The organism is Aerolutibacter ruishenii (genome assembly GCF_007830115.1).
Classification (GTDB): Bacteria; Pseudomonadota; Gammaproteobacteria; order Xanthomonadales; family Xanthomonadaceae; genus Aerolutibacter; species Aerolutibacter ruishenii.
In genome coordinates, this window is record NZ_VLKP01000006.1 from 94070 (window position 1) to 114026 (window position 19957).

Consider the following 19957-nt stretch of genomic DNA (forward strand, 5'->3'; position numbering starts at 1 on the left):
AGCTGCGCCGCACACTTCACCCATGGCCCGCAAATCCGCATCCGAACCATCGCCGGTCGCCGACTTCGAAGCCTCGCTGGACGAGCTGGAACAGCTCGTCGAGAAGATGGAACACGGCGACATGAGCCTGGAAGACTCCCTGGCCGCCTACGAGCGCGGCGTGGGCCTCTACCGCCGTTGCCAGACCGCGTTGGAACAGGCCGAGCTGCGCGTGAAGCTGCTCAGCGACCCGCAGGACCCGGCCAGCGCAGAACCCTTCGCCGCCGCGCCCGATGCTTGAAGACCGCCTCATCGGTTGGCGCCACCGCGCCGACGTTGCGCTCGCGCGCGTGCTGCCCGACCCCGAACAATCGCCCCGGCGCCTGCACGCCGCCATGCGCCACGCCGTGCTGCTGGGCGGCAAGCGCATGCGCCCGTTGCTGGTGCATGCCAGCGGTGCGCTGTTCGGCGCCGACGAAACGCTGCTGGACGCGCCCGCCGCCGCGGTGGAACTGATCCACGCCTATTCGCTGGTGCACGACGACCTGCCGGCGATGGACGACGACGCCCTGCGCCGCGGCCAGCCCACCGTGCACGTCGCTTTCGACGAAGCTACCGCCATCCTTGCCGGCGACGCGCTGCAGTCGTTGGCGTTCGCCGTGATCGCTGACGCGCCTGCCACCGATGCGGTGCGCGTGGCCCTGCTGCGCACGCTGGCCGAAGCCGCCGGCGCCGCCGGCATGTGCGGCGGCCAGGCGCTGGACCTGGACGCCACCGGCAATGGCACCACACTCGACGTCGCCAGTCTTGAGCGCCTGCACGCGCTCAAGACTGGCGCGTTGATCCGCGCCGCCGTGCGCATGGGCGCGCTGTGCGGCGGCGCCACCGACGCCGAACTCGTAGCGCTGGACCGCTTCGCCACTGCGCTCGGCCTGGCCTTCCAGGTCCGCGACGACATCCTCGATGTCGAAGGCGACAGTGCCACCCTCGGCAAGACCGCGGGCAAGGACGCCGCGCAGGACAAAGCCACCTTTCCCGCGTTGATCGGGTTGGAGGCGTCGAAGGCGCGATTGCAGCAGTTGGCTGCGGAGATGCAGGACGCCTTGGCACCGTTCGGCGCGAAGGCGGATGCGCTGGCCGGACTTGGCAGGTTGGCCATCGAGCGCAAGCACTGAGGGCTGACCCTTCCGACGATTTGCGTTTCGCCCAACGACTCCCGGCGCCTCACCGACGATTTCAGCACCAACCTGGTGGTGGGGTGAACCTGGCCTGGCCGGCAACGGCAACTCGAAGCGCCAACTCGGAGCTCCAAATGGAAACGGCCGCGCGACGCGGCCGTTTCCGTATCAACACATCTGGCGGGAAAGCGTTACTTCAGCAAGCGGATCGTCAGCGGATAGCGATAGCTCTCGCCGTTGTACGCCTTGAAGGTGGCGATCACGCTGCACACCAGCCACATCACCGCGATCGCACCCATGGCCAACAGCAGCACGATCCCTGCCGGCGCGGTCAGGATGATGCCCACGCCTAGCGTCAGGATCGTGGCACCGACCAGCAGGAAACCGATCAGGCCTGCCGCACAGGCGTAGATGAACATGCTCAGGTTGAAGTTGACGGCCTCCTTGGCGTGCTCGGCCACGAACGCCGACTCGTCACGTTTGAGGATCCAGATGCCCAGCGCGCCCAGCCCACCGGCGATGCCGGCCATCCAGCTGGTCAGCAGGGCCAGCGCCAGTGCGGCCAAGTGCGCGCCGGCCGCCCACAGGCGCTCGTTCTCGGTCAGGTTGACGGGGGGCGGGTTGGTATAAGCCTCGGTCATGACGGCCTCCTTCCGGAAACACTCCGGCCTCAACCCTGATATTGAGACATCGCCTGCGGGACGCAAGCCAACTTACGGCACCCCCCCGCGCCAGCGCCATGCAGTGCATGTCACTCCGCCGTCACCGCCCATCATCCCGCCCACCAGGGTCAAGCCAGCTTGGATGTACGACTGCGAATCCACATCGCTGCCCATCGCCTCGATACCGTTGAATGTGCGCTTGAGGTTGCCGGCCACGGCACGCCATCGACCGCGTACTGCAGCTTGCCGACCATGACCAGCGGCGATGTGGTACGGCCGTGTGCCGGCGCTGGCGAGCAGGAAGCTGGTCCTGTGATGCAGTCCGCCCCTTGCCACGGCCCGGATGGCTACGGAGGCCCGTGGCGCGGAAACGAACGGGCCCTGGAAAGGAACGAGCCCGGGCACGCCCGGGCTCGCAGTCCTGCCTTGCTGTCGCCAGCGCTTACTTGATCAGGCGGATTGTCAGCGGGTAGCGGTAGGCAACGCCTTCATTGGCCTTGACGGCCGCCAGAATGATGAAAACCAACGCGGCCAGACCGATCAGGACCATGATCGGCAGGATCAGGATGAATCCGATCATCAGTGTCACGAAGCCCAGCACGGTCAGGATCAACAGGACTGCAGCGACCGTGATGTTGAAGTTCAACGCTTCCTTGGCCTGGTCGGCCACGAACGGCATTTCGTCCTTCTTCATCAGCCAGATCACCAACGGCCCGAGAAACATGCCCCAGCCGCCCAGCGCCGAGGTCAGCAAGCCGCCGGCCAGCGCCGACAGGTGGGCGAACATGGCCCACTGGCGCTCTTCCTTGGAAGGCTGGCCGGACATAGGCAACGGTGGCGGCGTGGCAACGGTTTCGTTCTGATCCATGAATTTCCCCAGTCAGGTCAAGACGGCATCAATTGCCGCGGTCCGAAGCATAGCGCGAACCGATGACGCATTCCGCTGTAGCGGGGCCGCTCAGCCCTCACCCGCCACCGTCATCCGCCCCACCAGGATCGAGCCGGTGCGGATGTGCGACCGCAAGTCCACGTCGCTGCCCACCGCCTCGATGGCGTTGAACATGCGCTTGAGGTTGCCCGCCACGGTCACGCCATCGACCGGGTACTGCAGCTTGCCGTCCTCCACCCAGAAGCCCGACGCGCCGCGCGAGTAGTCGCCGGTGATGCTGTTCACGCCCTGCCCCATCAACTCGGTGACCAGCAGGCCGCGACCCATGCCGCGCACGAGCGAGTCGAAGTCGTCGGCGTTGCTCGCCACCTGCAGGTTGTGCACGCCGCCGGCATTGCCGGTGGTCGGCAGGCCCAGCTTGCGCGCCGAATAGGTGCCGAGGATGTAACGCTGCAGCACACCGGCCGTGACCAGCGGCGATTCACGCGTGGCCACACCGTCGGCGTCAAAGGATGCGGAGCGGAACCCGCGCAACAGGAACGGCCGCTCGTCGATCGAGAACCAGTCGGGGAACAGCTGCGTGCCCACGCTGTCGAGCAGGAAGCTGGCCTTCCGGTACAGCGCGCCGCCCGACACCGCACCGAGCAGATGGCCGATCAGCGAGCGCGCCACCTCGGCGCTGAACAGCACCGGGTATTCGCCGGTGGCGACCTGGCGCGGCGCCAGGCGTGCGGCGGCCCGTTCGGCTGCCTTGCGGCCGATGTCGGTGACGTCCTCCAGGTCCGAAGCCGCCAGCGCGATGCTGTACCAGCCATCGCGCTGCATCGCCTCACCTTCGCCCGCGATCAGCGCGCAACCGATGCTGTGCTGGGTGCTGCGCTCGCGCCCGACGAAGCCATGGGAATTGGCGTACACGCTCACGCTGGTGCCCGTGCCCAGCGAGGCGCCATCGGAGTTGCCGATGCGCGGGTCCGTATCGCGCCCGGCCTGCTCGCAGGCCAGCGCCAGGTCGATCGCGCGGTCGGCGTCGATGGCCCACGGGTGCCAGCTGTCGAACTCGCGCAGGTCGGTGGCCATCAGCTCGGGCTCGGCCAGGCCGGCCGCATCATCGTCCTCGGTGTGGCGGGCGATGGCGCAGGCCTGCTCGACGGTGGCCTCCAGGCTGTCCTCGCGCAGGTCGGCGGTGCTGGCACTGCCCTTGCGCTTGCCGAAGTACACCGTCACGGCAATGCCGCGGTCGCGGGTGGACTCCACCGTTTCCACCTCGCCCATGCGCACGTTGACGCTGAGGCCTGCATCTTCCGAGCACGAGACTTCGGCCTGGCTGGCGCCGCGACGCCTCGCACTGGCCAACAGGCGTTGGGACAGGTCGGCCAGCGTATCCAGGCGCGCCTGGCTGTCGACATGAATGGCCGGTTCGGGGATCAGGGCGTTCAATGGCTTATCCTTGCAACGTTGATTCCGCGGGCAGCGCCGGCGGAACTGGAATGACGGAAACGGCCGCGCCAACCACCGCGCAGGCCGGAGAAAGAGGAACGAACACGATGCGCGGCATTGACCCCGAAACCGGCGAATACCTGAGCGCCAGCCGCAGCGCGAACCGGCGCGACGCGCTGGAAGTGCTCGCGCTGGGCGAGAAGCTGGCGGCGCTGACCGACGCCCAACTGGCCAGGCTGCCGGTGCCCGACTCGCTGCTGCCGCACATCCGCGAGTGCAGGCGCATCACCTCGCATATCGCGCACAAGCGCCAATTGGCGTTCCTGGCCAAGCAGATGCGCCGCGAGGACGACGAGGTACTGGAGGCGATCCGCGACGCCCTTGACGAAGACGGCGAGGCGGCCCGCCGCGAAGTGGCGGCGATGCACCGCGTGGAGAAGTGGCGCGAACGCCTGCTCGACGAGGGCGACGCCGCGTTGGCGCAGCTGCTGGACGAATACCCGGGTGCCAATCGCCAGTCGCTGCGGCAACTGACCCGCAACGCCCTGGAAGAGCGCAAGCGCAACAAGCCCCCGCGCGCGTTCCGTGAGCTGTACCGTGAACTGCGCGAACTGATCGTCGAAGGCCACGCGGGCGACGCCGACTCCGGCGAGACGCCGCTGTACGACATCCCGCCCGAAGAAGACTGACGTCTTTCTACCTCTCCGAAACCGGGTTGCCTGGCGGCCGGCAGGCCGTCGGCATGCATGGGTATTGCGGAGAGTGCGCCATGGATGGCGCACGGCGGCGACTCCGCGCATGGATGCGCGGACGGAGCCGCGCAGCAATACCCATGCATGCCGGCGGCCCCACCCGAAGCCAGCCACCAAAACGCTCACGCCTGCGTGCCGCCCACGGTCAGCCCATCGATCAGCAACGACGGCTGGCCCACGCCCACCGGCACGCTCTGTCCGTCCTTGCCGCACACGCCCACGCCCTCGTCCAGCGCGAGGTCGTGGCCGATCATGCGCACCTTCTGCATGGTTTCCGGGCCGTTGCCGATCAGCGTGGCGCCCTTCACCGGTGCGGTGATTTTTCCGTCCTCGATGAGGTAAGCCTCGGTCGCGGAGAACACGTACTTGCCGCTGGTGATGTCCACCTGGCCGCCGCCGAAGTTGACCGCGTACAGGCCCTTCTTCACCGAGCGGATCATTTCCTCCGGGTCATGGGTGCCGGCCAGCATGTAGGTGTTGGTCATGCGTGGCATGGTCAGGTGCGCGAATGACTCGCGGCGGCCGTTGCCGGTGGGCGCCATGCCCATCAGGCGCGCGTTGAGCGTGTCCTGCATGTAGCCGACCAGGATGCCGTCCTCGATCAGCGTGGTGCACTGCGTGGGCGTGCCTTCGTCGTCGATATTGAGTGAGCCGCGGCGGCCCTCCAGCGTGCCATCGTCGACGATGGTGACGCCGGGTGCGGCCACGCGTTGGCCGATCCGGCCCGCGTACGTTGACGTGCCCTTGCGGTTGAAGTCGCCCTCAAGACCGTGGCCCACCGCCTCGTGCAGCAGCACGCCCGGCCAGCCACTGCCCAGCACGACCGGCATCACGCCGGCCGGGGCATCGACGGCTTCGAGGTTGACCAACGCCTGGCGCAGCGCCTCGCGCGCCCAGGCTTCCGGTTTGCCGCCGCCGAGCAGTTCAGCGTAGGTGTAGCGCCCACCGCCACCGGTATAGCCCATCTCACGGCGCCCGTCCTGCTCCACGATCACCTGCACGTTCAGTCGCACCAGCGGGCGCACGTCGGCGGCCAGCACGCCATCGCTGCGCGCCACCAGCACCGTGTCCACGCCGCCCGACAGGCTCACCACCACCTGCTGCACGCGCGGGTCGGCCGCGCGCAGCATGCGGTCGATACGGCGCAGCGCCTCGACCTTGTCCTCGTTGCCCAACGAATCCACCGGGTCGACGCCGGGGTACAGCGAACGCCCGCCGCCGCGCACCAGCGCATGCGGCGCCTGGCTGCGGCCGTCACGCGCGATCGCCCGCGCCGACTTCGACGCGGCAATCAGCGCCTCGCCATTGATCTCGTCGGAATAGGCAAATCCGGTCTTCTCGCCGCTGATGGCGCGCACACCCACGCCCTGTTCGATGGAGTGGGCGCCGTCCTTGACGATGCCGTCCTCCACCGTCCAGCTCTCGCGGCGCGCGTGCTGGAAATACAGGTCACCGAAGTCCACGCCCGGGCCCAGCAACGTGCCGAAGGCGCGTTCGAGGCCGCCCGCGTCAAGGCCGGCGGGCAGGAGGAGACGGGATTCGGCAAGCTGGAGCGACTGGGTCATGGTGGGATCCGGTTGTGGGTGCCGTGGGGCCCGGGCTTCGAGCTGAACCGGCTGCCTGGTTGCCGGCCGCGCCCGGTGCAGCGTCATGGGTGGCCGACAGCGCCATGTAAACGCACGGCGTTCGTTGAACGCACTATATGCGGGCCCCGGCCGGCCACTTCAACGGGAGAGTGCCAGCCGCCGGGGATTCGAGGCCTGCAGCCGGCCTTGGCGCCCTAATCGCCCTCGGCCGTGGTGTTTTCGCCAGCCGGCTTGCGTGCCGGCTCGCGGACAACGTCCACCTTGGGCTCCTTCCACGGTCCGGTCACCCGGTAGGTCCTGGCCGTCATTTCGCCCAGCGGCTTCTGCAGCACGGCATTGGCCGCCGCGCCAATCGCCGCGCCCACCGGGCCACCCGCGATGGCGCCGACGGCGGTCAGCAGGTTACCGGCCTTGGGGTGCACTTCGATGGTCTGGTTGAAGGTTTGCGCGCGCAGGTGGGTGGTGCCGCGGATATCGATGTCCGCAGCCGGGCCGCGGATGCCCAGATCATCGCTGCGGGCAATGCCATTGGCGAACTGCACCGTGCCACCAGCGCGGTCGAAGGCAAACCCCTTGGAGAAGAAGTCGCGGAAATCCAGGGTCAGGCGCCGCGGCAGCTGCGCGATGCTGAGCAGTCCCAGTACACGACCGGCGCCGGGTTCGACTTCCAGCAACTGGCCGTCGCGCACGTCCAGGGTCAGCCGTCCCTCCAGGTTCGACAGCGAAAACCCGGCCGGGCTGCCCGGCCACACCGCATCGAAATGCGCGCTGCCCTTGCCGCCGGACAGTTGCCCGCGCATGCCAAACCCCTCAAGCAGCGCTTCCACGTCGTCGCTGTCGATGCGGATATCCATCTGCGTCCGTTCGGCGCCACCCGTCCCGGACCATTCGCCGCCCACGTCGATGCGCTGGCCGGGAGCCTGCGTCTGCACCTGCTCGAAGCGCATGCCCCTGCCCGTGGGCCGCGTGCGCACCGTGGCCTTGCCCAGCCTCGCGGCGGCAACGCGCAGGTCATCGATGTCGAACGCCAGCGGGGGAATGTTGGCGGGATTGATCGGGTCGCCTGCGACAGCCTGCACTGTCGCACGCCCGGATACGCCCGCATTGCCCGCCACCGTTCCGTGGGTCTGGGCCGGCGGCACCGCACCCTCCGCGGCAGGGGCCTCCGTGGCCGGCCGCCAATGCGCGCGCTCGAAGCGTCCCGCGATCGCCGCACTGCTGCTGGAGGGAACCAGCAGGGCACCTTCCAACGACGGACCCTCGGCCCGCACCGCGATGGCTCCTTCCGCCGCCGGAACGACCACGACACGGGTGTCGGGAAACACGCCGCCGAGCAACTGCAGGCGCGCGGCTCTGACGTCGATGCGCTGCAATGGGAAGCCGCCACCGCTGCCGGTGCCGCCGCGCGCGATGGCCACCCAGTCAATGGCATCCAGGCGATCGCTCCGGCCTCCTACCACCAGTCCACTGGCGGGGGGCGGCGTACTGGGCAGGCCACCACCCAATTGCACACGCACCCCCGTCTGGTTGCCCTGCGCGCGGGCACGCAGCGCCGCGCGCGTGCCCAGCGCCACACGCACTTCACCCGCACCCAGCGGCAACGGCGTGTCGATGGTGGTCGCCAGCGCTTCATGGGCAGGCTTGCGCAAGGGCTCGGGCAACGAGATCGCGGTGCCCTGCAGCTGTGACGCCAGTTGCAGCCGGGTCACGGCGGGCCGTCCCGATCGCGCGGGCTGCACGCCCACCGAGATGGTCCAGGGAGACCGACCGTGCAGGTACGGCTTCAGCCACCCCAGGTCGGGCGCCTGGTCCAGCAATGCGCCCGCGCTGAGCGTGGCATCGAGTGCGGCCTCGAATACGTTGGCCCGGTCATGCATGTAGGCCTCGCCCACGCGCAGCGACAGCCGACCCGGCAAGCCTTCGTGTCGCACCGCCAGCCGATCGGCCTCGAAGCCCTTCAGCGAGTACGTTGCCGCGCCGTTGACCTGGTCAAACGCGAGGTTCCAGCGCGAGTCGGCCAGGTGCGCGTTCTTGAGGCGCACGGCGCCCTCCACCCGTGTCTGGTGCGCGTCGCCCAGCGGCATCAGCAGGTTGAAGTCGACCTCGGCGGGTCCGCGGGCGGACACCTTGGCGAACGTGTCCGGGTCCAGCTTCTGCAGCGGACTCTGGCGAAGCACGTCCAGCATGCTGCCGGCGTCACCGGAGCCGCTGGCGCGGACGGACAGGCGACCATCGCGGTAGCTGTCGATGCCGGCGTGCAACCGCTGGATAGCCACGCCACCGACGCGGCCGGTGCCATCGACGGTGAATCCATTGCCGATGAAGCTGGCCTCGGCCTCCACGCCTTCCGCGGCCGGCCAGTCGGGCTGGAACTTCAGCACGCCGTTGCCGATGTGGGCGTTGGCTTCGAAACGGCCGTTGCGCTTCTCGAACGGCCAGTCATCCAGGTCGCCGGAGACAATGGCACGGCCATTGCTCAGGTGGCCGGAAACCAGTGCCATGTCCAGCCACTCCACGACCGGCTTGGGCATCAGGTAATGGATCCAGAAACCCTTGGCCGCCGGCAGCGTCGCCTCTTCGATGTTCGCGGCGATGTCGATCCAGGGGCGGGTACCGTCGCCCTGCCACCATAGCCCGCCGCGCGCTGTCGCGGCATAGCCCTTGCCCGCCACGCGCAGCGCAGGCGTGGCGAAACGCCAGCCCTTGCCTTCCCGCCAGCCACCGATGCGGCCGTCGAGCTTGACGTCGTGCACCACGCCGAAACCACGTGGCCAGTCGAAGTGCAGCGCCGCACCGGGATCCAGCTGCAGGTCGAAGCCATCGGCATCGCCATTGAAGGCGCCGGCCAGCCCATCCAGTCCGGGCGAATTGCCTACCGGATCGAAGCCGATCGAATCGATGCGCGCGCGCGCATGCAGCGGACCGCCGCGACGACCGATGATCGCGATGCGCTGCAGTGCCGCACGCGGCTTGGCAGCCAGCAGCCAATGCCGCAGCCCCGGCGCGACGCGTTCACTCAGGGCCAGCACCTGCACCAGCGGAGCGCCATCCAGCCGATCCGCCACGATGGCGAACTGCTGGCCACCCGCCAGCAGCAGCCCGTCCAGCGTCTGTTGCGATGCGCCCGAGCCGATCCGCAACGTTGGCGCATCCAGCCGCCAGCCGCCGCGCACCACGCGCCAGCGCGCCTTCGCCTGCACCGTGTCGAAGTCCACGCGCGGGGTGGATCGGGTCCCGTCCTCCGCGGCCAGTTCAGCCCCGCGCAGGCGCACGCCCTCCAGTTGCGCATCCGCCGTGACCAGCACGATGCGGCCGCCGCGCAACTCGCCCCAGGCTTCGGCACGGCCGGTGCCGGCTTCGCCCACCACGCCAGCCAGCCGCAGCAATGACGACCACGCCGAAAGGTCAGCCTTTCGCGCACCCGCATACACGCGGCCGTCGCCACTGTGACGGTTGAAATCGAGCATGCCATTGAGCGGCATCGCATCCAGCCTGGGCCAGATGCGCGCGCCCACGCGCACGCGTTCGCCATTCACCTGCAGGCGCAGGTTGATGCGCGGAATACGAGCATCCAGCCCGTATGCAGGTGCGATCAGCGCAAGCTTGCCGCCGATGACCTGCAATTCACCCAGTCCCTCCAGCGCGGCGAACGGATCGCCACCCGGCTTCTGCTGGCCGGGAAGCCCGCGAACCTGCCAGCGGCCATCCTCCAATCGCTCCAGCGTGAGGTCCACGCCGCGCAGGCGCAGTTCGGAGAACGAACGCCCCGGCAACAGTCCGGCGTACAGGGACACCAGCATCTCGGTGTCGCCCACCACGAACGCCTGCGCGCCCTCGCCCACCCGCAGGTTGGCCAGCTTGAGCAGCGGACCCCGCCGGGTCCACGCGGTTTCCACCCGGTCAAAACTGATGGGTCGCCCGGCACGCTCGCTCAGCCATGCGGCGACGCGCTCCGGATTGTGTTCGGCCATCGGCAGCACCTGGCTGACGATGCCCAGCAACAACGCCACCAGCACCAGCGCGATGGCAATGGTGTAGCCAAGGCCCCGGCGGGCCAGGCGCAGGCGGCGGCGCAACGGCGTGGGCATCAGCCGGCCCTGCGCGGGGCGTCAGAGCAGCACGACATCGAACTGCTCCTGTGCATATTGCTCGTCGGCCTGGAAGCGGATCGACTTGCCGAGGAACTCCTCCAGCTCCGCCACCGCCGCCGATTCCTCGTCGGTGATGCGCGCGACCACCTTGGGCGAGGCAATGACGAGCAGGCGCTGCGCATCGAACTGGCGCACCTGGCGCACGATGTCGCGGAAGATCTCGTAGGTCACCGTTTCCGGCGTCTTCAGCGTGCCGCGGCCACTGCACTCGTGGCAGGGCTCGCTGAGCTGGCGCTGCAGGCTCTCGGTGGTGCGCTTGCGCGTCATCTCCACCAGCCCCAGCGGCGAGAAATCGTAGACCGTGGTCTTGGCGTGGTCGCGCGCCAGCGCCTTCTCCAGCAGTCGCAGCACCTGGCGCTTGTGCTCGGCATCGGTCATGTCGATGAAGTCGATGATGATGATGCCGCCCAGGTTGCGCAGGCGCAGCTGGCGCGCGACCGACTGCGCGGCCTCCAGGTTGGTGCGATACACCGTCTCCTCGAGGTTGCGCTGGCCGAGGAACGAGCCGGTATTGATGTCCACCGTGGTCATCGCCTCGGTCTGGTCGATCACCAGGTAGCCCCCGGACTTGAGCGGCACCTGCTTTTCCAGTGCTCGCTGGATTTCATCCTCCACCCCGTACAGGTCGAAGATCGGCCGCTCGCCGGTGTAGTGCTCGATCTTCTCCGCCAGCCCCGGCATGTAGGCCGCGGCAAAGCTGCGCAGGCGCTCGCAGGTCTCGCGCGAGTCCACCTTCACCTTCTCCACGTCGCGGCGCATCAGGTCGCGCACGGCGCGAAGCGGCAGGCTGAGGTCTTCGTACACGCGCTCGCCCACGCGCGATGACTTCGACTTTTCCTCGATCAGCGCCCACGCGCGGTTGAGGTAGGCGATGTCCTCGCCGATGGCCTCCTCGGGCTGGCCTTCGGCATTGGTGCGCACGATGTAGCCGTGCATGGCATCGGCCGGTGCCATCGCGGTCACATGCGACTTCAGCCGTATGCGCTCGGCCTCGTCCTCGATGCGCGCCGATACGCCGACCACGCGGGTGCGCGGCAGCAGCACCAGGTAGCGCGATGGAATGCTCAGCTGGGTGGTCAGCCGCGCGCCCTTGGTGCCGATCGGGTCCTTGACCACCTGCACCACGATTTCCTGGCCTTCGCGCAGCAGCTCGGTGATCGGGCGGGTGGGCGTGGGTGGCAGTGGCGCCTCGCCGCCCTCCTCGCTGCCGATCTGCGCCGGCTTGACCACGTCGCCGGCATGCAGGAACGCCGCGCGCTCCAGGCCGATGTCGACGAAGGCCGCCTGCATGCCGGGCATGACCCGCTGAACCTTTCCCTTGTAGATGTTGCCCACCACGCCGCGCGACCAGCCGCGCTCGATGTGCAGTTCCTGCAGCATGCCGTTCTCGACGACGGCGACGCGGGTTTCGCGCGGGGTGACGTTGACCAGGATTTCTTCCGACATGCCCGCGCCTCAGCCGTGCGCCGCCGCGGCGACCGGCACGCGCGGGCAGTCGATGCCGAATTCGCGCAACAACCGCGCGGTCTCGTGCAGCGGCAATCCCATCACCCCGGAGTAGCTGCCCGACAAGTGGCTGATGAAGACTTCACCACCGCCCTGGATGGCATAGGCGCCGGCCTTGCCGAATGGCTCGCCGGTGGCCACGTACGCGGCGATGTGCGCCTCGGCCAGCGGCGCGAAGGTCACCTCCGACACCGACACCGCCTGCGCCTCGCGCCCGGCCGTGACCAGCGAGACCACCGACACGACCTGGTGGGTACGGCCGGACAAGCGACGCAGCATGCCCGCCGCGTCTTCCGCATCGCGCGGCTTGCCGAAGACCTCATCGTCCAGCACCACCTCGGTATCGGCCCCCAGTACCACGGCGCCCGGCGTGGCCACGACCTTCAGCAGGCCCGCACCCGCCTTCTCGCGCGCCACCCGCCGAACATAGTCATCGGCGTGCTCCCCGGGCTGGCGCTGCTCGGGAATGTCGAGGTCAAGCACGCCGAAGTCCAGGCCAAGGCGGCCCAGCAGTTCGCGGCGACGGGGGGATTGGGAGGCAAGATAGAGCATCGCCCAAGGATAGCCTGCCCGCCGCGTCGGCAGCCTTTCGGCACCTGAACCAAAGGCGACGGACGTTCCAGTTACCGGTGCGGCACGACGCGCCAAATGGCAACCTGCGCTTGACGCGTCAAGGTCACCCCAACCCCTGGACGGCTCACGAACCGTTAACCGTCCACGCAAGACCCTTCCCACCACCACAAATGGAGTTGAACATGATCCAAACCCCGTTCCGGTCGACCTTGCGCCCGCTGGCGCTGGCCGCCGCCCTTGCCTTGGGAGCCACCGCGACGATGACCGCCTCCGCCCAGACCGCGCCGGCCATGATATCCGCCGATGGCACCCTGCTTTCGGTGTCGGCGCAGGCCGAAGCCAAGCGCGTCCCCGACATCGCCACCGTGTCCACCGGCGTGGTCACCCAGGCCGCCGACGCCAACAGCGCCATGCGCGCCAATGCCGAGCAGATGGCCAAGGTGGTGGCCGCGATCAAGGCCGCCGGCGTGGCCGAGCGCGACATCCAGACCAGTGGCATCAACCTGGGCCCGCAATACCAGTACGCCCCCGACAAGCCGCCGGTCATCACCGGGTACCAGGCCAGCAACACGGTGACCATCACCGCGCGCGACATCGGCAAGCTGGGCAAGTTGCTGGACGCGCTGGTGGCCACCGGCGCCAACCAGGTCTACGGCCCCAACTTCGACGTGGACGACAAGGAGTCGGCCTACGACGAGGCACGCCGCAATGCCATCAAGAAGGCGCAGCAGCGCGCCGAGATGTATGCAAAGACGCTGGGACTGCGCGTGCGCCGCATTGTCAGCATCAGCGAGGGCGGCGGGTTCGGGCGCCCCGGGCCGATCCCGATGATGGCGATGGCACGAGCGGAGAAAGCGGCAGACACCCAGGTCGAGCCGGGCGAGACGACATTGTCCGTCAACCTCGACGTGGTATTCGAACTCGGGCGCTGATCCCCGACGTTTCGCGCAACGACAGGCCCGCCCCGCGCGGGCCTGTTGCGTTTGGCCCGTCGCGGTTCCCATCCGTCATAGCACCGCCGCCGGGTTTGATCCAGCGCATACCCGCGCCGGTGGCCGATGGGTAGCATGACGTCCATGAGCGCTTCCACCCTGCCGTTCCTGCGCACCCTCTGCCACCTGCGCTGGTGGGCCATTGCCGGCCAGTTGCTGACCGTGGCCGCCGTCACCGGGCCAATGGGTCTGGCGCTGGAGCGAGCGCCCCTGTACGGCGGGATCGCCGCACTGGCCATCTTCAATCTGGTCGCGACGCTGCGCACGCGGCACGCGCGCTCGGCATCCAACGTGGAAGCCTTCATCCACCTGCTGGTCGACATCGCCGCGCTGGCGTGGCTGGCGGCATGGAGCGGCGGACTGGCGAACCCGTTCGCGTCGCTGCTGGTGATGCCACTGGCCCTGGCGACGCTGGCGCTTCCGCAGCGCTGGGTGGCCGCCACCGCCGCGGCATGCTTGGCGGCCTACGCAGCCGTGGCCACCTTCGGCCACGATCTGCCGCACGTGCACGGCGGACCCGCCGCAGGCTTCAACCTGCACCTGTGGGGCATGGCGGTGAACTTCCTGGTGATGGTGGGCGTGGTGCTGTACTTCTCCATGCGTCTGGTGGGCCTGTTGCGCCAGCGCGAACGCGAACTGGCCGACCTGCGCGAGCGTTTCGTGCGCAACGAAGGCATCGTCGCCCTGGCCACGCATGCTGCATCCGTGGCCCATGAACTCAACACGCCGCTCGGCACCCTGACCTTGCTGGCCGATGACCTGCTGGACAGTCCGTTGCCTGCGGACAGCCGCGATGACGTAGCGACCATGCGCCAGTTGCTGGACGTCTGTCGCGAACGCGTGCGCGAACTGGCACGCCCCGCCGACCACGCCCAGCACGACGCGGTCGACCTGGAACAGACGATCGCGCGGTGGCAACTGGTGCGGCCCGAGGTCACGCTGCATCGCGAAGGCCCATCGGGCGCGACTCCGCGGGTCGATCCGGGCGTGGGCCACCTGCTGCTGGCGCTGCTCAACAACGCGGCCGATGCCGGGCTGGCCACCGGCAGTGCGCACGTCGATCTGTCGTTGCGCATCGATGGCAACGCATTGGCAGGCAGCGTGCGCGACCACGGTGCCGGCTTCGATCCCGACCGGCCCTTCCTGCCGGAGCTGTTCCATAGTGGCAAGGCGAACGGCATGGGCGTCGGCCTCGCGCTGTCGCACGCCACGACTGAACGCCTGGGCGGCGACCTGTGGGTGGAATCGAGCGGCGCGAAAGGCAGCTGCGTGCGCTTTCGCGTGCCCCTCGCCCCCGGGACCACCGACATGAAGGGGTTGCCGGTTCCCGGGGGCGCCGCGTGAAAGGATTGCTGGTAGACGACGACGCGCTGTACCTGCGCACGCTGCAACGCTCGTTGGCGCGGCGAGGCATCGAGGCCGACACCGCCCTCGACATCGACTCCGCGCTGGCGCTGGCGCGCGCCGCGCCGCCGGACTTCGCGGTGCTGGACCTCAAACTGGCGCAGGAATCGGGCCTGGCGCTGATTGAACCGTTGCGCGCGCTACGCCCGGACATGCGCATCCTGCTGCTGACCGGCTACGCCAGCGTCGCCACCGCCGTGGAGGCGATCAAGCGCGGGGCCGACGATTACCTGCCCAAGCCCGCCACGCTCACCGCGATCCTGCGCGCGCTGGCGCTGGCACCCGACGAAGTGGCGGACGAGGCGGTTGACGAGGCTGGTGCCGCGCCGGACACCATGACCCCGCTCTCCCGGCTGGAGTGGGAGCACATCCAGCAAGCGCTCAACGACACCGGAGGCAACGTGTCGGCCACCGCGCGATTGCTGGGAATGCACCGCCGCTCGTTGCAGCGCAAGCTGGCCAAGCGACCGGGCCCGGAGCGCACACCGCGCGACGAGTAGCGCATGGCCCTCCACCGGCTAGCGGCCACTGGACCCCGGATCCTCCGGCACCGGGTGCGTTGCGCGGCCGGAGGTCCAGGCTGCACACATCATCTCGGTATCAGTACTCCACGTTGAGTTTCAGCCAGGCGGTGCGGCCCGGCTCGCTGATCCGCACCGGGTCACCCGGGTAACCGAACGCACTGTTGCCGGCCAGGTTCAGGTGCTCGGCGTAGCCGCGGTCGAACAGGTTGTCGACACCCGCGCTCAGGCGCATGCGCGTGCCGATGCGATACGCCGCATTGACCGAGAACACGCCAAAACCCTTGCTGGGCCCGATGTCGCGCCCCACCACGTTGCCTTCGTTGACGCTGGTCCGCGACTGGTCGTCCACGCCGCGCAGCAGCGCACCGGCCGACCAGGCCTGGCCTTCATACGATGCGGACAGGCGCGCTTCCAACGGCGGCATCTGTGGCAACGCGCGGCCGGTGTCGCGCTGCTCGCCCCAGGCGTACGCCAGCGACCCGTCCAGCTTCCAGCCCTCGGCCGGACGCCAGCCGATGCCTGCTTCGCCGCCACGGATGTCGGCATCCACGTTGAGCGCGCGGGTCATGCCGGCCATGGTGCCGGTGCCGTAGCGGAACAGGATGTAATCGTCGATGCGGCCCACGTACGCCGATGCCCATGCCTCGAAGCGCCTGTGCTTGTAGTGCACGCCGAAATCCAGCTGCGTGGTGGTTTCCGGCTGCACGCCGACGAAGGCATTGACGCTGCCGAACGGACCGTTGGTCGGGGAGAACAGCTCCCAGTAGTCGGGCATGCGCTCGCTGCGGCCGATGCCCGCGTACCAGCCCAGCGGCACGTTGGCCAGCTCACGCTCGTAGCGGACGAAGCCGGCCTGCAGCGTCTCCTCGCGGGTCATGCCAGACGTCGGGTTGGGCCGCGGCATCATGCCACCGGTGTCGGGACGCTGGTCGGTGGCTTCGGCGCGGTCGATGCGCGCGCCGGCCACCCAGCGTTGGCGCTCACCGAAGGGCAACGTGGCCTCGGCGAACACGCCGGTGTTTTCGAGGCGGGCATCCTCCAGCCACGGGCGCAGCAGGTAGGCGCGGCGGCCCGGCGCGTTGCGCCGACGGTGTTCGTTGCGCTGGTGGTCCAGGCCGGCTTCCAGTTCCAACCCGGTCCACGCCCACGACAACGCCAACCGACCGCCCTGCGTCTGGCGGCCCACGTTGGAGGCCATCGCCATCGGCATGCGGCTGTTGGGGTCGGGATCGCGCAGGGTGTAGTTGTCCATCACGTGGTCGACGCGGTTGTCGTACACGTTGGCCTTCACGCGTTGCAGCGCGCCATCGAAACCGCCGCGCTCGAAGCGCAGGCCCAGGCTGTCGCGGCGGAAGCGGGTGCCGTCCATGCTGCGGCCGGCGTAGGCCGCCTCGCCGTCACCGATGCCGGCGCTGAGTTCCAGCACGGTGTCGGGATCGGGCGTCCAGCCGAGCGCGGCGTCGGCGTTCCACTTGTTCCAGGCCGAATGCACCCGGCGGCCATCGCCGTCCACGTAATCGCCGGACTCGGATCGGTTGGCCGACACGGTCGCGTAGCCCAACGGCTTGCCCGCGGCGACATCCAGCACCTGGTCGTTGCGCGAACGGCTGCCGGCCAGCGCACTGGCGCGCAACCGCACACCCGGCGCTTCGAAATATTCGGGATCACGCTCGAACAACACCGTGCCTGCCGACGCACCGGGGCCCCACAGCACGGTCTGCGGCCCTTTCACCACCGTCAGGCGGTCGTAGGTTTCCGGCGCGACGTACGACAGGGTGTTGTCCATGCGCGACGGACACGCGCCGTGCAGCGCGCCACCATTGGCGATCAGGTTGAGGCGCGAACCGAACATGCCGCGCAGCACCGGGTCGCCGTTGGTGCCGCCGTTGCGCAGCGTGGTGAAGCCGGGGATGGTCTTGAGGTAGTCGGCGCCATCGCTGGCTGGCACCGGCTGGCGGGGCAGGCGCGGGTCGGTGGCGACTGTCAGCGGCGCGGTAGGCGCCAGCGAAGTCACGACCACCGTCGGCAGCGTGACGGCAGCGGGGTCCTGTGCAGCTGCGCCGGCCGTGCCTGGCGTGGATGGTGTCGCCCCCGGGCCGTCGGACGCCGATGGTGCACCGGGGCCGGCAACCGCCGCTTGTGCGACGAGGGACGCCCCGGCCTCGGATGGTCCGGCCTGCGCAAAGGCGACGGCCGGCACGGCAAACAGCACGCCGGCCAGCGCGAGGAAAAGCGGATGGGAACGCATGGAATCTGCCCTCTGGATCACTGGGCAAATTTCACCAAGTCTCCAGCTGAACAGGGATGCGACACAGTGTCGCAGGGGCCGTGCGCAGGGGTCGTTCGCCGGGGAATTCGTCCGAGACGCAACCCTGGCTACGCGCGGTGGTACGGATGGTTGGCGAGCAGCGCCGCGGCGCGGTACAACTGTTCGGCAGCCACCAGCCGCACCAGCATGTGCGGCAGGGTCAGCGGGCCCAGCGACCACTTCTCGTCGGCGCGGGCCAGCACGTCGGGCGCGTGACCTTCGGGACCGCCGATCAGGAACGCCAGGTCGCGCCCCTGCCCGCGCCAGAACTCCAGCCGCTGCGCCAGGTCCTCGGACGACCAGGTGCGGCCCCGGCCATCCAGCGCCACCACGCAGGCCCCCTTGGGCAACGCCGCCACGACCCGTGCGCCCTCGTCCTGCATCGCGCGCGCGGCATCGCGACCCTTGCCGCGCAGGCCCGGCTCCACCTCCACCAGTTCCAGCGGCAGCCAGTGCGACAGGCGCTTCTGGTACTCGCCGAACCCCTCGGCCACCCAGCGCGGCGCGCGCTCACCCACGGCGATCAACTTGGCTCTCATGCGCGAATGGTAACCAGCACCGGACCGGCGCGCCGCGATGATTCGCGGGCGTCAGGCATCAGTTGTCAGTTGTCAGGCATCAGTTGCCGGTTGCCGGTTGCCGGTTGCCGGTTGCCGGTTGCCGGTTGCCGGTTGCCGGTTGCCGGTTGCCGGTTGCCGGTTGCCGGCCAGTATCCAGGCACTGGGGACAGGCCCGCGGCATGGGATCACCTCACGTCACGGATGCGTCCTCCACAACGCAACAACGGCGCCCTGGGGCGCCGTCGACAGCAGGTCATCCGTGCTGCGTGCGTCCTGTCACCGGCGGCCTTCGGCACCGCCCACCGTCTCGTCGGCGTCCGGATGCTGGTCACCCACCGTCCACAGGCGCTCCAGCGCATAGAACTCACGCACGCGCGGCAGCATGACGTGGACCACCACGTCGCCCAGGTCCACCAGCACCCACTCGGCCTCGCGCTCGCCTTCCACGCCCAGCGGCATCACGTCCAGTTGCTTGGCGAACCTCACCACCTCGTCGGCGATGGATTTGACGTGGCGGGTGGAGGTGCCGGAGGCGATCACCAGGTGGTCGGTGACGGTGCTCTTGCCACGTACGTCGATCTCGACCACGTCCTTGGCTTTGAGGTTCTCGACGGCATCGTGCACCGCCTTGAGCAGGGCCTCGGCCGACGGCGGCGGGCTGGGCAGGCGGGTCTTGATGACTTGGGCTTGGCTGGACAAGGGTTGGAGACTCTCGATTCTTGGGAGGGCACGGCATCCGTGATGGTGCGAAAGGCCGTGTGGTGCAAATTATAACGGAGCCGGGGGGGCATCCCGGTCCACGCCATCCTCACCCCGGTACAGCCCGTGCCGTTCGATGTAGGCGGCCACCGCGGGCGGTACCCAGCCACGCCAGATGTCGTCACCGTGCGCGATGGCTTCGCGGATGGCCGTGGCCGACTCCGGGCGCAGTGGGTGGCGCAGGCGCAGGATCCTGCCTGCCGCAGCCAGCCGCAGCATGCCGGGGTCGCGGGTCAGGCGACCTTCGACCACGGACACCAGCGCAGGTGGCCACGGCGCCTCCAGGTCATGCCCGGGGCGTTCGGCGACAATGAAATGGCATAGGCCGAACAACGCCTGCCACCGGTGCCAGGTCGGCAGGCCGAGGAAGCTGTCGGCCCCGATCACCAGCGCCACCGGCCGGCGCTCGCCCTCGCCTTCACGCAATCCGGTCAGCGTCTCGAAGGTATACGAGCGGGAATCGCGCGCCAGTTCGCGCCGGTCCACGTGCAGGCCGGGTTCACCGGCGACCGCCAGGTCCAGCATGCGCGCGCGCTGCGCGGCGGTGGCTCCCGGGCGCGACCGGTGCGGCGGATCGGCGGAGGGCATCAGGTGCACGCTGGCCTGCATGGTGCTGCGCACCAACTGCGCAATGGCAAGGTGGCCATTGTGGATCGGGTCGAAGGTGCCGCCGTAGAGGACCAGCAGGTCATCCATC

Annotated in this window: 17 protein-coding genes; 6 read left to right on the forward strand and 11 right to left on the reverse strand. The window is 69.0% G+C overall.

Annotated features, from left to right (window positions below; genetic code table 11):
* Window positions 1-22: 22 nt before the first annotated feature.
* Together IP93_RS08390 and ispA are read left to right on the forward strand one after the other, a co-directional pair.
* The gene (locus IP93_RS08390; RefSeq protein WP_144814427.1) at window positions 23-280 is read left to right on the forward strand and encodes an exodeoxyribonuclease VII small subunit; all 258 of its coding nucleotides are present in this window, start codon (window positions 23-25) and stop codon (window positions 278-280) included.
* Window positions 273-1154 carry a (2E,6E)-farnesyl diphosphate synthase gene (ispA, locus tag IP93_RS08395; protein ID WP_144814430.1) on the forward strand — a complete coding sequence of 294 codons (882 nt, stop codon included), beginning with the start codon at window positions 273-275 and terminating at the stop codon, window positions 1152-1154. Before IP93_RS08390 ends, ispA begins: the two co-directional genes overlap by 8 nt.
* Window positions 1155-1348: 194 nt before the next feature.
* Here the strand turns inward: ispA and IP93_RS08400 are convergent, their stop codons facing one another.
* The 3 genes from IP93_RS08400 to pmbA form a co-directional block, all read right to left on the reverse strand.
* Window positions 1349-1798 (reverse strand): DUF4870 domain-containing protein, encoded by a 450-nt coding sequence (locus tag IP93_RS08400; RefSeq protein ID WP_144814431.1) that lies wholly within the window; start codon window positions 1796-1798, stop codon window positions 1349-1351.
* A 463-nt stretch (window positions 1799-2261) separates the two neighbouring features.
* Entirely contained in the window at window positions 2262-2687 is a 426-nt protein-coding gene (locus IP93_RS08405; protein ID WP_242006812.1) for a DUF4870 domain-containing protein, read from the reverse strand.
* Window positions 2688-2777: 90 nt separating this feature from the next.
* Complete coding sequence (gene pmbA, locus IP93_RS08410; protein WP_144814434.1) at window positions 2778-4145, reverse strand: metalloprotease PmbA; 1368 nt, start codon at window positions 4143-4145, stop codon at window positions 2778-2780.
* A 107-nt stretch (window positions 4146-4252) separates the two neighbouring features.
* Between pmbA and yjgA the strand changes: the two genes are divergently transcribed.
* Window positions 4253-4834, forward strand: a complete 582-nt coding sequence (yjgA, locus tag IP93_RS08415; protein WP_144814436.1) for a ribosome biogenesis factor YjgA — start codon at window positions 4253-4255, stop codon at window positions 4832-4834.
* Between the two features lie 185 nt (window positions 4835-5019).
* On the opposite strand, the gene tldD is transcribed toward yjgA, so the two are convergent.
* From tldD to IP93_RS08435, 4 genes are all read right to left on the reverse strand, one after another.
* Complete coding sequence (tldD, locus tag IP93_RS08420) at window positions 5020-6462, reverse strand: metalloprotease TldD (protein ID WP_144814439.1); 1443 nt, start codon at window positions 6460-6462, stop codon at window positions 5020-5022.
* A 215-nt stretch (window positions 6463-6677) separates the two neighbouring features.
* The gene (locus IP93_RS08425) at window positions 6678-10571 is read right to left on the reverse strand and encodes a YhdP family protein (protein WP_144814442.1); all 3894 of its coding nucleotides are present in this window, start codon (window positions 10569-10571) and stop codon (window positions 6678-6680) included.
* A gap of 21 nt (window positions 10572-10592) precedes the next feature.
* Complete coding sequence (gene rng / locus IP93_RS08430) at window positions 10593-12080, reverse strand: ribonuclease G (protein ID WP_144814444.1); 1488 nt, start codon at window positions 12078-12080, stop codon at window positions 10593-10595.
* Window positions 12081-12089: 9 nt separating this feature from the next.
* Window positions 12090-12692 carry a Maf family protein gene (locus IP93_RS08435; RefSeq protein ID WP_144814447.1) on the reverse strand — a complete coding sequence of 201 codons (603 nt, stop codon included), beginning with the start codon at window positions 12690-12692 and terminating at the stop codon, window positions 12090-12092.
* Window positions 12693-12895: 203 nt separating this feature from the next.
* Between IP93_RS08435 and IP93_RS08440 the strand changes: the two genes are divergently transcribed.
* The 3 genes from IP93_RS08440 (at window position 12896) to IP93_RS08450 (ending at window position 15609) form a co-directional block, all read left to right on the forward strand.
* Complete coding sequence (locus IP93_RS08440; RefSeq protein ID WP_144814448.1) at window positions 12896-13645, forward strand: SIMPL domain-containing protein; 750 nt, start codon at window positions 12896-12898, stop codon at window positions 13643-13645.
* A gap of 144 nt (window positions 13646-13789) precedes the next feature.
* Entirely contained in the window at window positions 13790-15049 is a 1260-nt protein-coding gene (locus tag IP93_RS08445; protein ID WP_199747164.1) for an ATP-binding protein, read from the forward strand.
* Window positions 15046-15609 carry a response regulator transcription factor gene (locus tag IP93_RS08450; RefSeq protein ID WP_144814454.1) on the forward strand — a complete coding sequence of 188 codons (564 nt, stop codon included), beginning with the start codon at window positions 15046-15048 and terminating at the stop codon, window positions 15607-15609. Before IP93_RS08445 ends, IP93_RS08450 begins: the two co-directional genes overlap by 4 nt.
* Before the next feature lie 100 nt (window positions 15610-15709).
* Here IP93_RS08450 and IP93_RS08455 read toward each other — a convergent pair whose 3' ends face one another.
* The 4 genes from IP93_RS08455 to nadD form a co-directional block, all read right to left on the reverse strand.
* Window positions 15710-17881: a TonB-dependent copper receptor gene (locus tag IP93_RS08455; protein ID WP_144814457.1), complete on the reverse strand. Its 2172-nt coding sequence runs from the start codon at window positions 17879-17881 to the stop codon at window positions 15710-15712.
* A gap of 128 nt (window positions 17882-18009) precedes the next feature.
* Window positions 18010-18480, reverse strand: coding sequence for a 23S rRNA (pseudouridine(1915)-N(3))-methyltransferase RlmH (gene rlmH / locus IP93_RS08460; protein WP_144814460.1), 471 nt, complete (start codon window positions 18478-18480; stop codon window positions 18010-18012).
* 297 nt (window positions 18481-18777) lie between these two features.
* Window positions 18778-19200 carry a ribosome silencing factor gene (gene rsfS, locus IP93_RS08470; protein ID WP_144814465.1) on the reverse strand — a complete coding sequence of 141 codons (423 nt, stop codon included), beginning with the start codon at window positions 19198-19200 and terminating at the stop codon, window positions 18778-18780.
* A 69-nt stretch (window positions 19201-19269) separates the two neighbouring features.
* Complete coding sequence (gene nadD / locus IP93_RS08475) at window positions 19270-19956, reverse strand: nicotinate-nucleotide adenylyltransferase (protein ID WP_144814467.1); 687 nt, start codon at window positions 19954-19956, stop codon at window positions 19270-19272.
* Window position 19957: the final 1 nt, after the last annotated feature.

Coding starts and splice junctions, on each gene's coding strand:
- IP93_RS08390 (WP_144814427.1), top strand. CDS start 23: ATGGCCCGCAAATCCGCATCCGAACCATCGCCGGTCGCCGACTTCGAA.
- ispA (WP_144814430.1), top strand. CDS start 273: ATGCTTGAAGACCGCCTCATCGGTTGGCGCCACCGCGCCGACGTTGCG.
- IP93_RS08400 (WP_144814431.1), bottom strand. CDS start 1,798: ATGACCGAGGCTTATACCAACCCGCCCCCCGTCAACCTGACCGAGAAC.
- IP93_RS08405 (WP_242006812.1), bottom strand. CDS start 2,687: ATGGATCAGAACGAAACCGTTGCCACGCCGCCACCGTTGCCTATGTCC.
- yjgA (WP_144814436.1), top strand. CDS start 4,253: ATGCGCGGCATTGACCCCGAAACCGGCGAATACCTGAGCGCCAGCCGC.
- tldD (WP_144814439.1), bottom strand. CDS start 6,462: ATGACCCAGTCGCTCCAGCTTGCCGAATCCCGTCTCCTCCTGCCCGCC.
- IP93_RS08425 (WP_144814442.1), bottom strand. CDS start 10,571: ATGCCCACGCCGTTGCGCCGCCGCCTGCGCCTGGCCCGCCGGGGCCTT.
- rng (WP_144814444.1), bottom strand. CDS start 12,080: ATGTCGGAAGAAATCCTGGTCAACGTCACCCCGCGCGAAACCCGCGTC.
- IP93_RS08435 (WP_144814447.1), bottom strand. CDS start 12,692: ATGCTCTATCTTGCCTCCCAATCCCCCCGTCGCCGCGAACTGCTGGGC.
- IP93_RS08440 (WP_144814448.1), top strand. CDS start 12,896: ATGATCCAAACCCCGTTCCGGTCGACCTTGCGCCCGCTGGCGCTGGCC.
- IP93_RS08445 (WP_199747164.1), top strand. CDS start 13,790: ATGAGCGCTTCCACCCTGCCGTTCCTGCGCACCCTCTGCCACCTGCGC.
- IP93_RS08455 (WP_144814457.1), bottom strand. CDS start 17,881: ATGCGTTCCCATCCGCTTTTCCTCGCGCTGGCCGGCGTGCTGTTTGCC.
- rlmH (WP_144814460.1), bottom strand. CDS start 18,480: ATGAGAGCCAAGTTGATCGCCGTGGGTGAGCGCGCGCCGCGCTGGGTG.
- nadD (WP_144814467.1), bottom strand. CDS start 19,956: ATGGATGACCTGCTGGTCCTCTACGGCGGCACCTTCGACCCGATCCAC.